This is a genomic window from Pirellulales bacterium (genome assembly GCA_036267355.1).
In the GTDB taxonomy this organism is placed as follows: domain Bacteria; phylum Planctomycetota; class Planctomycetia; order Pirellulales; family DATAWG01; genus DATAWG01.
On sequence record DATAWG010000070.1, the window covers coordinates 1 to 15,109 of the forward strand.

At 61.6% G+C, this 15,109-nt stretch carries 11 protein-coding genes; 4 read left to right on the forward strand and 7 right to left on the reverse strand.

Annotation, left to right across the window (positions count from 1 at the left end; translation table 11 throughout):
* Positions 1 to 194 precede the first annotated feature (194 nt).
* Positions 195 to 3,074 (reverse strand): c-type cytochrome, encoded by a 2,880-nt coding sequence (locus VHX65_10600; GenBank protein HEX3998990.1) that lies wholly within the window; start codon positions 3,072 to 3,074, stop codon positions 195 to 197.
* 74 nt (positions 3,075 to 3,148) lie between these two features.
* On the opposite strand from VHX65_10600, the gene VHX65_10605 reads away from it, so the two are divergent.
* From VHX65_10605 to VHX65_10620, 4 genes are all read left to right on the forward strand, one after another.
* The gene (locus VHX65_10605) at positions 3,149 to 3,295 is read left to right on the forward strand and encodes a hypothetical protein (GenBank protein ID HEX3998991.1); all 147 of its coding nucleotides are present in this window, start codon (positions 3,149 to 3,151) and stop codon (positions 3,293 to 3,295) included.
* A 207-nt stretch (positions 3,296 to 3,502) separates the two neighbouring features.
* Positions 3,503 to 6,067: a cytochrome c biogenesis protein CcdA gene (locus VHX65_10610; GenBank protein HEX3998992.1), complete on the forward strand. Its 2,565-nt coding sequence runs from the start codon at positions 3,503 to 3,505 to the stop codon at positions 6,065 to 6,067.
* Between the two features lie 344 nt (positions 6,068 to 6,411).
* Positions 6,412 to 6,828: a ferritin-like domain-containing protein gene (locus VHX65_10615; GenBank protein HEX3998993.1), complete on the forward strand. Its 417-nt coding sequence runs from the start codon at positions 6,412 to 6,414 to the stop codon at positions 6,826 to 6,828.
* 121 nt (positions 6,829 to 6,949) lie between these two features.
* The gene (locus tag VHX65_10620) at positions 6,950 to 8,284 is read left to right on the forward strand and encodes a nucleotide pyrophosphatase/phosphodiesterase family protein (protein ID HEX3998994.1); all 1,335 of its coding nucleotides are present in this window, start codon (positions 6,950 to 6,952) and stop codon (positions 8,282 to 8,284) included.
* Positions 8,285 to 8,407: 123 nt separating this feature from the next.
* Here VHX65_10620 and VHX65_10625 read toward each other — a convergent pair whose 3' ends face one another.
* From VHX65_10625 to VHX65_10650, 6 genes are all read right to left on the reverse strand, one after another.
* Positions 8,408 to 9,694 carry a BBP7 family outer membrane beta-barrel protein gene (locus VHX65_10625; GenBank protein HEX3998995.1) on the reverse strand — a complete coding sequence of 429 codons (1,287 nt, stop codon included), beginning with the start codon at positions 9,692 to 9,694 and terminating at the stop codon, positions 8,408 to 8,410.
* Between the two features lie 574 nt (positions 9,695 to 10,268).
* On the reverse strand, positions 10,269 to 10,658 hold the full coding sequence (locus tag VHX65_10630) for a thioesterase family protein (GenBank protein ID HEX3998996.1): 390 nt from the start codon (positions 10,656 to 10,658) through the stop codon (positions 10,269 to 10,271).
* Between the two features lie 157 nt (positions 10,659 to 10,815).
* Complete coding sequence (locus VHX65_10635; protein HEX3998997.1) at positions 10,816 to 11,850, reverse strand: Gfo/Idh/MocA family oxidoreductase; 1,035 nt, start codon at positions 11,848 to 11,850, stop codon at positions 10,816 to 10,818.
* 120 nt (positions 11,851 to 11,970) lie between these two features.
* Entirely contained in the window at positions 11,971 to 12,750 is a 780-nt protein-coding gene (locus VHX65_10640) for a phytanoyl-CoA dioxygenase family protein (protein HEX3998998.1), read from the reverse strand.
* Between the two features lie 360 nt (positions 12,751 to 13,110).
* Positions 13,111 to 13,710 carry a hypothetical protein gene (locus VHX65_10645; GenBank protein ID HEX3998999.1) on the reverse strand — a complete coding sequence of 200 codons (600 nt, stop codon included), beginning with the start codon at positions 13,708 to 13,710 and terminating at the stop codon, positions 13,111 to 13,113.
* Positions 13,711 to 13,769: 59 nt separating this feature from the next.
* Complete coding sequence (locus VHX65_10650) at positions 13,770 to 14,456, reverse strand: FHA domain-containing protein (GenBank protein ID HEX3999000.1); 687 nt, start codon at positions 14,454 to 14,456, stop codon at positions 13,770 to 13,772.
* Positions 14,457 to 15,109: the final 653 nt, after the last annotated feature.

Genomic DNA, 15,109 nt, shown 5'->3' on the forward strand with positions numbered 1-15,109 from the left:
ACTAGCCTTCCGCGATGCCACGAACCGCACGAATCGCGGCCGGAGGAATTGTTCTTCATGGGTCGCATCGCGGGCGACGCGCGCATGCAACTGTCCGACCAGCCGGCCGACTAGCAGGCCTTCGAACGTGTCTTGCAGTGCCGATCGTGTGCAGTGCCGATCGGCAAGATCGCGGCAGGCAAATGAACGGGCGGCTAGCGCCGGAAGTCCGGATGCGACGGATCGTTCAGCGATTCAAGGTAGGCGAGCAAATCCAGAATCTCGTCTTTATTGAACGTGTTGATCAATCCTTCCGGCATCGGCGAAATTTTCGAAAGCTTGCGCGACTCGACCTGCGATTTCGGAATCGTCACGGTCGCCGTTTCCAGCGGATCCGGCCGAAGCACGATCTTGTCGGCGGTCTCATTCACGATCCGGCCGACGAAAACCCGGCCGTCGGCGGTCTGGATCGCGGTGTTCATGTACTGTTCGGAGACGACTTTCGAGGGCTCGGTGATCGATTCCAAGATGTCCTGCCGCTTGAAGCGGGTTGCCACGGCCGTCAGATCGGGTCCGATTGCTCCGCCTTGATCGCCGTAGCGATGGCAGGCGATGCATTGGGCCTCCGTGAAAAGTTGTTTGCCTCGCGAGAAATTGCGGCCCCGGCCGACTTGGTTCAACAGCGGTTGTAGATCGGCGGTGGTCCATGCTTTGACTACTTTGCGCGGCGGGCCCGATGGTCGGCGGTACGATTGATTCCCGCTATACGCAGCCAGAACGTCGCTCAGCGCAACGATTTCGTCGGGCGACATCGAAAACTTTGCTTCTTCGTGAGCATGCGACATGTAATTGGAGAAGCTCGCGCCGTTGTTGTAGTGGATGCCCGCGTCTTCGAACCATTTGACGACGTACGCAGGATGCTTGCTCGAACGAGCGCCATTCCACCACGACAGATAAGGTCTGCGAAGATCGACGTTCCAGCCGGTTTTTATGTTGCGCAAGTCCATCACGTAGGTGACTTGCTCTTCTTGGGTGGGCGCGGCCTTCAGCAGCGCAATGGTTCGGGCGACCGCATTCGGCGCGTTCAGGCCCAGCAGGATCTGGCACAATTCGCGGTTTTCGAACTCGTTCTTGGCGGGATAGAGCGGGTCGACATCGGCGAGCAGAAGCTTCGCGCTTTCGCCGGTTGGAACACCATGTCGGGCGACCGACACTTCGATGACGCGCAGCTTCTCGAGCCGTTGTTCTTCGGTGAGGGCGGCAAAGGGGATGGAGATCAACGATTTCAAAAGAGCCGGTTGTGCGTCGCTCCCGCCCAATCGAGCCAACGCCAGCAGCGCCGTCAGCGCTGCTTCCGGCTGCTGTTCCGCCAGCGCTTTGGCCTGCCATTCGGAGACGGGATTGCGTTCGATCGCCAGCCGTGCGGCGTAGCGGATGAAGCGGTCGGGGCTGTTCAAGTGGGGCCACGCGAAATCGACTGCCGCGGGATCGGCCTTGACGTTGAACGCCTCCAACTTGTGCCGCAGGTTTCGCGCGTCGCTGCCGGCCTCGTCGTGAAGCTCGCTCGCGGGAAGCGGCGTGGCATTTTCTTTGCCGGTGTAGGCGACACGGAACAGACTCGATTGGGTGCCGCGGCCGCCGATGGTGAAATAAAGGGCTCCGTCGTCGCCGATCACGACGGCCGTCAAATTGAGCGGCGATTTGCGGCTATTGCCATGCAGAGATTTGGGCGCCACGAAATTTTCCCACTCGCCGGAATAGCTGGCGCCGCTGGGCGTGAGGTGCAGCGCAATCAGGCGGCCGTAGGTCCAGTCGCACATGAAAAACGCCTTCTGATACTTCAGCGGAAACTTTGCTCCCGCGCCGAAGATCACGCCGGTCGGGCTGCCGATTCCGACGGTTGCCGTCGCGGGCAAGCTGTCGAAATAATATTCAGGCCATTTGGCGCTTCCTTCGCGGAAGCCCTGATCGCCGCCGCGGACGGAATGAAAGGCGCGGATCGGCCGATACCACGGGGTGCCCCAGTCCCACTCCATGTCGCTGTCGAATCCGAACAGTTCGCCGTCGGGGTTGAAGGCGATGTCGTAGGTGTTGCGCAGTCCGGCGGAGAATAATTCCGGGTTCTTGCCGTCCAGATCCATTCGCGCGATGAATCCGCCGGGAGGCACCTTGCCGGCGCCGAAGCCATTGCCGTCTTCCGCGCGCTTGAGGACGATGTCGTCGGCATAATTGCGGGTCGGCGAGCTCCGCGTCAGGTCGGCCGGCAGATCGGTGAAATTTCCGCAGACGATATAGAGCTTTTTGTCCGGCCCGAGCACGATGCCGTGAGCGCCATGCTCGCCGGCGCCGCCGTGCCACTCGCGAAGCAATTCGACATCGTCGTAGCTGTCGTCTTCCTTGGTGTCGCGGCAGCGATATAAACCAAATCTGCCATCGCGTCCGGCTCCGTCGAGATAGAGCACGTTGCCGACAAACAACATGCCCATCGTTTCGGTGACAGGAATGTGGAGACGCTCTTCTTTCACGAGCTTTCCGTTGTCGAGCGTCAGGCGCGTGATCGGCTGGGCGCGCTGGCCGCCCAGGAGAAGGCGCCCCTTCGGGTCCTTCGTCATGCAGATCCAAGAGCCGTTTGTGACCCGATCGGCCTTGAGGACCGTTTGGATGCTAAAGCCGGGAAGCGTTTCCAAGACCGCGGCGGGATCGCCAGCAGCATCCGATTGCGGCGCCGAACCATCGGCGGGCCCATAGACAGCCTTGGTGATCACGAGCTTTCTCCCGGCCGGCGCCGCGATTTCGAGTCGCCCCCCCTCGTTGACATCGCGGTGGAATTTTTGGTCGCCAATGCGGTATTCGACATGGAGCTTCTTCGGAACGTCGGGAGCGGTGTCGCCGAACGTCTCATTGCCGGCGGCAATCGCAAGCTTGTTGTCCTTCACGGCAGCCGCGACCTTCGATGTGACGTTCGTCGCATCGTCGGCCTTGGCGATCGCGATGAACACTGCGACGAACAGTGCGATGAACGACGCGCCGACGACCGCAAAAGCAGGTGCGCTGCGAGGAAACGACGCCCGCGAACAAGGCAAACGAAACTTCATAGATGTCCTTCATGCTGATCTGGGTTTATTGAACTACGACGGATATTGGCGAATGGCACGAAGCATATTGTAACTTGCTGGCCGGCACATATCATCGGTTGCTCGCGGTCGTCGTCGGATTCTTTCGCACCGACGAAACCCGGGGTGTTCGGGTTCCCGCTGGCATGCCCTCGCCCGACAATGGGTGGAACCTCGGCACCCATTTGATCGCGCGGCTCTAATTGCCGCCACGCGATCGAATCGCAACGCCGGGGCCGCTCCGTCAAAATCCCTGGACGGTTGGCTGGAAACTCAAAATCAAGCCGCGCCGGCCGCGCCGCTGCCGACATTGCCTCGGTTCGGCTGCCGCGGTAGACTCCGCCGCCGCGAACTCCCATCGCCCGCGGTCCGTTTATATAATGCCTGACGGCACAAAGGGGAATGCTCCGATGATTGGTCGAACTCGTGCGAAGGGATTTACCTTGAAGCGACAAACGGCATTTGGCTTTGCGATCGTGTTGCTCGCGGTCGGTTTGTGGGGCTGCGGGCCCTCGGGGCTTGGCACAAATCGGGCTCAGGCCCAATCCGGCGGCCTGGGCGGCCTGGGCAACTTGCAACGCGCCGACGGGTTGGGAGATTCACTCGACGATTCCGCCGGCGACCTCGCCGTTCATGCCAGCATCTTGCCCCCCAACGGCGATCGGCCGGCACAACTCGTGATCGCGGTTGATATTCCGCCCGGCTGGCATACTTACTCGATCACGCAGCCCGAACATGGCCCGAACCGCACGCAAATCAAGCTCGACCGATCCGACGAATACAGGGCCGGCAAATTCACGGCCGATCCGCCGCCCAGGTCGCACATCGACGATGCCTTCCCGGGCATTCCACAGGAAGAGCACACTGGGCATGTCACGTGGACGGCCCCGCTGACATTTCGGCAAGGTGTCGATCTGTCGCAATTCAAAATCTCGGGCTCGGTGTACGCGCAGCGCTGCTCGACCGGATGCTTGCAGCCGAAGGACTTTAATTTTACGGCGGTCGTCGTCGGAGCGCCGAAGATCGTGACTACCGGGCCGATGGCTTCTCGGCCAGGGGCCACCGGGCGACAGCCCCCGATTCCGGCGACATCCCGGCCGGCAGCGGAACCCGTCTGGACGGCGGGTCGGTATCAGGCGGTCGGAAGCGATGCGATCGTGCAGGGCTCGATCGAGCCTGCGGTGGTCGCGCCGGGGAGCACGATCCGTGTCTCGCTCGTCGTTTCGCCTGGCCGCGGAGCGCACGTGTATGCGCTGGCCGCTCGCGACGCCGCAGCGGTCGGCAGCGGCAAGCCGACGCTGATTGCAGTACAAAAGCTCCCACATTGGATAGTGGATTCCGCGCGGCCCGATCGCGAGCCGCTGGAGGAAACGACGGAAGCCGGGCGGCAGAGCGTTTACGACAAGCCGGTTCGCTGGAACGTGAATATCGCCGTTCCGCAGAACGCCTCGGGGACATTCCCGATCGACGGAATTATCGGCTATCAGACCTGCACTGCGACGAGTTGCGACTTCCCGAAAGCCGCCCGATTCAAAGGCCAGATCATGGTCGGGGCGGCCGGGTTGGCTCAGGTCGACGCGGCGCCGCTTTCCTTTTCTCCGGCAACTTACACCGAGGCGGCCGAGCTGGCTGCCGGCACTCTGGGCCTTGCGACGGCCCGCAACGCGGCGCACCCGGCGCCGGAGATCGCGGCGTCGTCGGTGCTGTTCGGCCAATTGCACCCGCGCATCAAGGGCACCGAGCCGACCAACGTTGTCTCGGTGATCTTCCTTGGATTCATCGGCGGATTGATTTTGAATCTGATGCCCTGCGTGCTGCCGGTCATCGGGTTGAAAATTCTGGCGTTCGTCGAGCAAGGAGGGCGGAACCGAGCTCGCGCGCTCGTGCTCAATATCTGGTATTCGCTCGGGCTCTTGACCGTGTTCATGGTCCTTGCGGTGCTGGCGGCGAATCTGCAATGGGCCTGGGGGCAGCAGTTCCAATCCACGACATTCGACATCGTGATGTGCGGCATCGTGTTTACGATGGCACTGAGCTTTCTCGGCGTGTGGGAGATTCCGATCCCGGGCTTCGTGGGTTCGGGCAAGTCGGCGAAATTGGCGGCGAAGGAAGGAGCGGCGGGCGCCTTCGCCAAGGGCGTGCTCACCACCGTATTGGCCACACCGTGCAGCGGCCCCTATCTAGGCGCCGTGTTCAGCTACACGCTGACGCAATCGCCGCTGCTGACCTATCTGGTATTTGCGTCGATCGGCCTGGGAATGGCATCGCCGTATTTGCTGCTCGGGGCGTATCCATCCCTGTTGCGATTCTTGCCCAAGCCGGGCGCTTGGATGGACACGTTCAAGCAGTTAATGGGCTTCGTGCTGTTGGGCACGGTCGTGTATCTGTTGTCGCTCTTGGATCAGAACCTGTTTTTGCCGGTGCTGACGCTGCTATTCGGGCTGTGGGCCGGCTGCTGGTGGATCGGCCGCACACCGCTGACGGCGAATTTCGGCCGCAAAATGGTGGCATGGGGCAGCGGCGCGGGGGTGGCTGCGGCAATCGGCGTGTTCGCCTTCACCGTGCTGATTCCCCGGCCGGCCCTGTTGGGTTGGCAGCCTTATTCGACGGAAGGGCTTGAAAAACTGCTCGCGGCGAAAAAAACCGTGATGGTGGATTTCACGGCCAATTGGTGCCCGAATTGCCATTTGAATTCGGCCCGGGCGATCAACACCCATCGCGTCGAGCAGATCGTGCAGGCAAACGGCGTCGTGCCGCTGCTGGCCGATTGGAGCAATCCATCGCCCGACATCGAGCGAATGCTCAAGGCGCTGCATAGCAAGTCGATTCCGGTGTTGGCGATTTTTCCCGCCGACCATCCGAACGAGCCGTTTGTGCTGCGCGACGTGGTAAGCCAATCGGAAGTCTTGGAAACGCTTCAAGAAGCCGGCCCCTCGCAAACCGGCCTGGCGTTGCTCGACCGCGCGCCGCGCTAAGACGAAGCAGCTCACGCGGAGGCGCGGGGAATGCGGAGGAGAACGAGCGGAGGAAGAATTGCGGAGTCGCAATCGGTCGCACGATTGCAGGTCGGTTCACAAATCGCTCGTATTGCGTCCGTTCCTCTTTCTTCTTCTTCTTTCCTCCGCGCTTCCCACGTCTCCGCGTGAGCTGCTTCGCCTGCTTGGTCTGCTTCGCCTGCTTCGTCTCCGTCGCACTCCGTCGGTCTCCGCGCGCCGGGGCTGGCTAACGCGCTTCCCTGGTGATACGATTTCGGCCTGCACTTTCGCCGTGCCAACGCGCGGCAACGCATTGCCCGAACACGTTCCCGGAGGAAAGAGTCATGGCCGACAAGCAGGCGCTGATCGATGGCTTGAACGAAGATCTCAATCTGGAATTGGAAGCGATCTTGCGCTACGTATACCACGCGGCCAGCGCGACGGGCCTGTTGGGGCACGAGCTGCGCGAGATGGCCAAGGCGGATTTGGCCGGCGAGCTTGTGCACGCTTCGTTTTTGGCCGACAAAATCGCCGCGCTTGGCGGCGAGCCGAACATCAATCCCCGGCCGCCGAAGAAGCATAAATCGGCCAAGGATATGCTCCAAGAAGATGTCGCTGCCGAACGGGCGATCGCCGAAAACTACCGCCGCCATATCGAGCTGGCCGAAGCGCTCGGCGAAAAAGGCTTGGTAATCAAGCTCGAAGACATCCTCTCCGACGAAGTCGACCACGCCGACGAACTCGAGCGGCTGGCGCGTTGATGTGCGGTCCTCGGATGCGAAAGAATGGGGATGGGCGCCCCGCGGAAACCGTTTTTCGGGCTTCTGCGGCCGGGTTCGGAGCCAGTCACCGTTCATTCCAAGCTCATAGGGGAATTTGCGGATGGCCGATCATGTCGTGTTGTTGAGCGTGCCGGGGCTGCGGGCAACAGATCTTGCGGCGATGCCGAATCTCAGCCGGCTCGTGGCGGAGGGGGATCGGGCCGCGCTCTCGCCGAGTTTTCCCTGCCTCACTTGTCCGGTGCAGGCGAACATGACAACCGGCAAAATGCCGGCGCAACATGGCGTCGTGGCCAACGGTTTTTATTGGCCCGAGCGGCATGAAGTCGAGATGTGGACGGCATGGAACGACGCTATTCTCTCGCCCCAGATTTGGGACATCCTGCATCAACACGACTCGGAGCTGCGCTCCGCCGTATGGTTCCCGCTGTTGGCCAAGGGGGCCGGGGCCGATTGGATTTGCACCCCCGCGCCGATCCACAATCCCGACGGCAGCGAATCGCTGTGGTGCTACACGCAGCCGACCGAGATGTATGGCGAATTGCGCGACGCGCTGGGCCATTTTCCGCTGCAGCATTTCTGGGGACCGCTGGCCAATATCCGCTCGACCGCTTGGATCGTCGATTCGGCGATTCACCTGGCCCGCCGCGAACGGCCAAATTTTTTCTACATCTATCTGCCGCATCTCGACTACGCCGCGCAGAAATCGGGGCCCGATAGTCCCGCGGCATCGCAAGCCCTCGTGGATCTCGACGAGGTGCTCGGCCGGCTATTTGCCGCGTTTCAGGAAATCTATTCCGGCTCGGATCGGAAGGAAGAGCCGCTCTGGCTCGTGGCCAGCGAATACACGATTTGGCCGGTGGATCATGTCACTTATCCGAATCGCGTGCTGCGCGAGGCGGGATTGCTCGCGGTGAAGGAGCAGCCCGACGGCGAATATCTCGACATCCCCGGCAGCACGGCCTGGGCAATGGTCGATCATCAACTGTCGCATGTCTATATCCAAGGGGGCGCAGAGAGTATCGAACGCGTCAGAAAACTGTTCACCGGGCGCGAAGGGATTGCCGAGGTGCTGCTGGGTGAAGACCTGGCCCGATACGAACTGAACCACGAACGGTCGGGGCAGATTGTGCTCGTGTCGGCGGCGAACAGTTGGCAGGCGTACTATTGGTGGCTCGACGACCGGCGGGCCCCGCCCTTCGCGCGCACCGTCGATATCCACCGCAAGCCGGGCTACGATCCGGTCGAATTGCATTTCGACCCGGCCACGAAGAGCATTCCCCTCGATGCGACGCGCGTGCGCGGTTCGCACGGCGCTCCGGTGCGTGAAGCATGGCAACAGGGAGTGTTGCTGACCTCGCAGCGCGGAGTGCTCGAAGGCCCCCCGATGGCCGACACCGATGTGTTCGACCTGGTGCTGCGGCAGTTTGGAATATAGGCTTGAGGCTTAAGGCTACAGCCTTTGGGTACGAAGCAAGCGGGGGCTACGCGCCCTTACAGCTTCAAGCCGCACTGCCGTTCTTTGTCGCTCAAGCCTTCAGTCTGTAGCCTTCAGCCTTTCCTACCATCTTGCCTCCACGCCAGCGTTGAAGCCGTGGATGATCACGCTTTCGTGGGCGTTGAGCGCGGTTCCGGTCGCGGCCGTGTTCGTGAAATCGACTTGATTAGGCGCCAGGGCCAAGTCGCTGATCCACAGGCCCGTATAGCCGAGTTTTGCCGTGAGGAACGAAAACACCGGGTAGGTCATGTAGGCCGACACTTCACCGGCGAACGACAGTTCGGTGTTCGAGCTCCCCGCCGAAACGAGAGTCACCGTGTTGTCGGCATCGTTGACGGTCTGGTGCTGGGCCGCGGAGTTCGCGAACACACCGGCCTTGGATTCGATGTCGAATTGCAATCGGCTGATCTGCCATTGGCCGCGAACACCGAGTTGCGGGCCCAACAGGTGGTTGTGCGAATTGATGGTGTAGTCGCTCGCGGATACCGCGCTCGAAGCGCCGTTGATGTCGTATTTGTCGTTGACTTCGATATAGCGGACGCCGGCTAGAAATTGGATGTTGGCATACGGGCGAACGAAGTTGAATTCCGTGCTGTCGAAACGGCTGGTGTAGCTGGTCGTGATCGCGCTGGTGCCGCCCGCGGCACTGCCCAAATCGGTCAGCACGGTGCCCAGCGCCCCGGGGATCGTCAGATCGGCGGCGCCGGTCGCTCCCGAGCGGCTGGTCCAATAGTTTTGCCCCTCGAACGTGGTTTCCAAGGCGAACGCTTGGGGAAACATATAGCCGGCGGTCATCTTCACCCCCGGTTCGTATTTGAACTCGGGCGAGCTGGTCGTGTTTTGCAGCACGGTGCCGGTGGTGGTTTCGATCACCGGCTGTGAGACGAGGCCCATCGTGCGCCGGGCATAAAACACTTCGGCGTCGAAATAGGCCCAGTGCGTCAGTTGATCGTTGAAGCATTGCGCGGGCGGGGCGCATCCGCCGCCACATTGATCGCAGCCGGGTCCGCCCCCCATTGGCAGCGGGCCGCCTTGCTCGCCGGGACCGGGGCCGTAGAGTTGTGCCTGAGCGGGATCCATTTGCATTTGGCCATATTGCGCTTGGCCCGCCGGGTAGCCTTGCATGGCGGGATAGCCGCCTTGCATCATCGGATAGCCTTGCATTCCCGGGTTGCCCTGCATCGCGTAGCCTTGCTGTCCGTAAACTTGCGTCGCATAGTTTTGCGCCGCATAGCCCTGGCCGCCATAACCCTGGTTGCCGGGCGGATAGCTGCCGGGCCCTTGGGCCTGCGCGCCAACGGTGAAAAGGGCCAACATGGCTGCCGCCATGGCCAACTGCGAAACCTTCATGGGTCGTCTCCGTGTCCGGGCGAATGCTGCGACGCGATCGATAGGACCGCCGCCAGCGGGAAGTGGCGTCGGCAAAGCGTCGTCGGATAGGACGGTTCGGCAGCGGGCGATTTACCCCCTCGCACATTCGCTGCGAATATCCCTTACCACCGGATTCATCGGATTAAGCGGCCAGTTAACTCAATCGGAAAGGCCCGAAAAATCGGCTCACATGGCATAAACCGACCCCTTCCGTGCGTCTGGGCGACAACCACGGAAGGATGGATAAACTTTTCCGGCGCCCTCGGCGGCCGCGCCATTCAGCAATCGTCCGGAGCCCGCCGCGCTAGCACCGAATAAACCGGATTACTCATCGCGCCACACTAGCCCGAAGCGTAAGCGAGGGAGCCACCGTGGCAAACCCTCGCTAACGCTTCGGGCTACTATCCCGCGGCATGTCGCGAATTCCTGGCACTACGAATAATCCGGGCTAAACCGGCCGTCCAATCCGCCACTAAATGGAGATGGCAACTACTTGTTACCTGCAGCGCACGGGCTCATCTCCGGCTTTCCGACCAGGAACTGCCCACCGCGCTCACGCCGGCCGTTGCAGCCAATCGGGCAATCGCCTCACATTCCCCTCGCGATCGACGCATGCAATCTTGCTGCGTCCCGTGGCCAGCAGTTCCGTGCCGCGGTAGAGATGATATTCATGCTCGATCCGCGCCCCGCGCGCCGAGAGCGTGGTGGTGCGCAGCGTCAGCAGGTCGTCGTAGCTGGCCGGCCGCAGATATTTGCAGGAAATCTCGGAGACGACCAGATACAGCCCGAGCTCTTCGACTTGCTTGTAGCTATAGCCGGCGGCACGCAACAATTCGGTTCGGCCGAGTTCGAAATACGTCGCGTAGTTGGCATGATGGAGCCGGCCCATGGCATCGGTCTCCTGATAGCGAACGCGGATTTGCAAATCGTGTTGCAGAAGCATGGGGAATAGCGTGAGGGTGAGGGTGAGGGCGAGGGCGAGGGCGACGGGCTAGGAGGTGTGTGCTGGCACGAATGGGAACGGACATGGAGGTTTCTGACTTTTGAAGTGGCGTCGGGCACGCTTCCGCGTCTCGAACCCCTAACCCTAACCCCTAACCCTACTCTATCCTCTCCCAGCGTTTTGATTCCGCCGAGCGGTAGGCTGCATCGAGAACGCAATTGACGATGTAGCCGTCGGCGAAGGTTTCGCGCGGAGGGCGGCCATCGACGACGCATTCGATGAAGTGCCGCATTTCCTCGCGGTAGCCGTACGTCCACGCTTCGTCCACCGGCGGAAAAAGCCAGCCAGTCTCCGATTCGGCCTTTTCAACCGTGTAGCCCACGCCCGAGCGGGAAAACACTTTGATCGGCGTCTCCCGCGTCACGTCGGTGAAGATCGCGCCTTCGCTGCCATAGACTTCGTTGCGCAAGTCGAGCCCGCCGCGGGCTGTCCAACTCAATTCGGCCTGCCCCAACTGGCCCCCTTCGAACCGCATCAGCAGCACGGCGTTGTCTTCAGCGTCGGTTCGCTCGTGATGGAGCAGCCGGCCGGTCCACGCGAACACCTCGACGATCGGCACTTCCTTGCCGATCAAATACCGGGCCGCTTCGATCGTGTGGCAGCCCATGTCGAGCATCGCGCCGCCACCGCTGAGTTCTTTCTTCCAGAACCAATCGGAATGCGGCCCCGCATGCGCTTCGCGCGACCGCACGGTGAGCACCTTGCCGATCCCGCCGCGCTCGACAAACTCGCGGGCCTTCATCACCGACGGGCTGAACACCTCGGTTTCGCCGTAGCCGTGCAACACGCCGGCCGCCCGAACGGCCTCGAGCATCTCGCGGGCTTCGTGCCGATTGCGGCCCAACGGCTTGGTGCACACAACGTGCTTGCCGGCCCGCGCGCAGCGCACGACCAGATCCTTGTGCGCATAATTCGGCGCCGCGACAAGCATGAGATCGAGATCCGCGCGGCCGATCGTACCGTTCACGTCTGCCGTGGCCTCGGGGATCTTCCACTGGCTCGCAAATGCCCGGGCATGCTCGATCGACGGCGACGCGACGACCGGTATTTCCCAACCGGCGACGTTCTGCAAGCCCTGCAAGTAAAACGTGCTGAGAAATCCGCTGCCGAGCAGGCCGATGCGAACGGTCATCGATGCGTCGCCTTCCCATGTAGCAGGCACACTCCGTGTGCCGTCAGCCGTTGTGAAAAAGATCGCCGACGTTTTGCACGTGTGCGCCGTTTGGTGCAAAGCGCAGTTGTGCCTACGGACTCACAGCGTCTCCAGCTCTCGCCGCCCGATTTCGAGGATTTTCGCGTCGTCCCATTTTTCGAGCGGCGAATAGCGCGGATGGCGCGATTCCTGATACGGATCGTTGCGGGCCGTGTTGTAGCAGCAGATCAAGGCCCAGCGCGGATCGGGGCTGCGGTTTTGCGCCGAGCAGTGCAACAGGTTGGCGTGAAAAAAAATTGCCGAGCCGGCTTCCATTTCGCAGTGAACCAATTCCATCCGTTCCATCGCAGCGGCAACGCGTTCCAGATTGGCCCCGGTTTGGTCGCCCACTTTGCCATGGTCGATGCGCCCCATGCGATGCGAACCTTTGAGCACTTGCAAGCAGCCGTTTTCCTTGGTCGCCCGATCGATGGCGATCATGCAGCTCGCCAAGTCGGGAAACAGGCAGCCGTTGTGATACCAATAGCCGTAATCCTGGTGCCATTCCCAAGCCCCGCCGGTGAATGCCTCTTTGAGGATTATCTTGTGATGGTAGTGGTACACTTCCCCGCCGAGCAGCCGCTCCATGGTGTCGACGATCCGCCGGCAGCGGACCAGCGCGCTTTCGATGTCGTCGCCCAATTCGTTTTGGACCGCCAGCTTGATCGCCCCGCCTTGCCCGTCGCGGCGGCTGGCGGCCTGTTCGACCCGCGCGTGTCGCGATCGCGCGATTTTTCGCAGCAGTTCGATTTCGCCTGGATCGAATAGACCACGCACAAGAAAGAAACCATCTTCCTGAAAGCGGCGAACCAATTCGTCGGTGACAGTGAATGGGGGCATTGAAAGGAACGCGCCTCGAGAGACGGAAAGCTTTTCGCGCTGGGCCATTGAGCATGATCGCGTATCGAAGCACGTCCGACAAGCGGCTGAGAATTGTTCGCCAGAAACTGTCGGGCAAGGTGTCGTTCGCCGATCCGACGTGGAAAAAGGATCATCCGCTTCGGCAGGAGATCGGCGGTCGGATTCCGGAAAATCGCTTCGTGCGGCAAATCGACGCGGCCGTGGACCGACTTGATTTGAGCCACGTAACACTCCCGCACACCCGCGGCCTGGCTACGTATCGCGCCATCGGCTGTTTTCGCTCGTCTGCCGCGCCGTCTCGCGAACGCGACAGGACGCTCGCGGCGCGCGGCAATCGTCTCACGAAGTCGGCCGCTCGTGGCATTTTTCGCAGCCCAGATCGTCAAACCGAACCAATGCGATTCCGCTTGCAAACACCGGAAAGCCGCGATCGACATATCCCGCGTCGGCGATTTGTTGCAACGTCGCCGCTTGCGGCGGAGGTGGAGCGGACTTGAGCAGCACCAATTCCCCCGCCCCGAGAACATCAGCCAGCCGAGCGGCAATGGAATCGCTCGTCGCGTCCCAACTGTGTGGCAACCGCGATCCGCCGGCCTGCGGCTCGATGCGGCGAAGAAAGTCGCGCGGACCAAATGCCACCAAACGCCGCTCGGCAAACGCCGCTTGCAAATCTTCGCAACGATCGACCGGGAGCGCCTCCGGCAATTGCCGTCGCACAGCCGCCATGTTGGAACTCATGGCATCGATCGCCAACCAATGGGCCGTCGATGGATCGAGGCCGACCTCCCGATCGCGGTCACGAATTGCGTCGGCCAATCGCCCGCCGCCGACAATCAGGATATTCACGGCGGGTGGTTGCTCGGCAAGCCAGCGCCGAAATCGGGCCGCCCAATCCGGCAAATTCAGCAAACTGCCACCGAGTTTGACAACGCGAACCAAGTTCGCCGGTCGTTGCGCCGCGCTTGCGAATGCCGCCGCCATCGCATTGCCGCCGCGCTTCACGGATCGTTGTCGGGAGGGTCGCCAATGCTACGCAGAAAATCGGCCAAACGCGATTGAATATCGACCAGATTCTGCCACTGCTGGAAGTCGACCGTCACCCGGTCTTTCGGACTCTTGATTTTGGCCGCTTCCAAAAGGTCGCGTATCCGATGGTGAAAATAGCCGAAAATCTCGCACACCTGCGCCGCCTGCGCCGGGCTGAGATGCTCGGGCAACTGCGGGGGCTCAAGCGCGTTCATCGTTTCTTGAATCTGATAATCGCTGTTCGAGCCGCTGTCGAACGATTCGGCCAATTCTTCGCTGGCCAACACGGCATGGTCTTCCACGCCACGCGTCGATGGCTCGCGTGTCTGGCTGCCGCTGAGCCGTGCCATCCTGGCCGCGATCTGCTCTCGGGAGCCAAACAGCAAGATCGAGCGCCCGACGGCAATCAAATCGCCATAGCGCAGGATTCGCAACTGCACTTCCTCGCCGTTGACCTTCGTGCCATTGGTGCTTTCGAGATCCGTCAACACGACTTTATCATGGTCTTCCTGAATCTTCAGATGGAAGCGGCTGACCCGCTCGTCGTTCAACTGGATCGAATTGCCTTCCTCGCGGCCGATCGTGACCGGCGTGGGAAGGTCCTCGAACGCGCGGCCTCGATCGGCTCCGTCCAGAATCCGCAGAGTGACGAACGCCATAGGATCAAGCCGCCCAAAGGTGCTCTTGCCCAAGTTAAGATCACGGCCGCCGAAGATCGACAATCGGCCGCCGTTTCAAAGACACCATTTTACACGCCAAGCCAGTAAATCCCAAACCAAACCCGGCGGATTGCCTGTTTCCGCCGGAAAACACCCGCGACCTAGCACGCGGCCGGCCGCACCCAACGTAGCAGGCACACTCCGTGTGCCGTCTGCCCCGCTCTGTGCCCAACCCGCCGCGGAGCGCAGACGGCACACGGAGTGTGCCTGCTACGTTGACCGCCTTCGGGCTCGACAAAGCCAAATTGGCGACCGCAGCGCGATCGGCGCCGTGGCATTGCCGGGAAACATTGCCGTCGAAATCAAAACGATCTTCGAAATCGAAGCGGCGTAGCACGCGGTCGCAGGCCGCATCCAACGTAGCAGGCACACTCCGTGTGCCGTCTGCCCCGCTCTGTGCCCAACCCGCCGCGAAGCGCAGACGGCACACGGAGTGTGCCTGCTACGTTGACCGCCTTCATTCGAAATTCATCATCGAGCCACACTTTGCGGCATTAGCCTTCAGCCTGTAGCCTCATCCTGCCGCGACGGGCGCCTCTTTCCGCGATTCGTGGTGGTCGATGTTTTGCCACCATTCGCGGGCCATGTCTCGC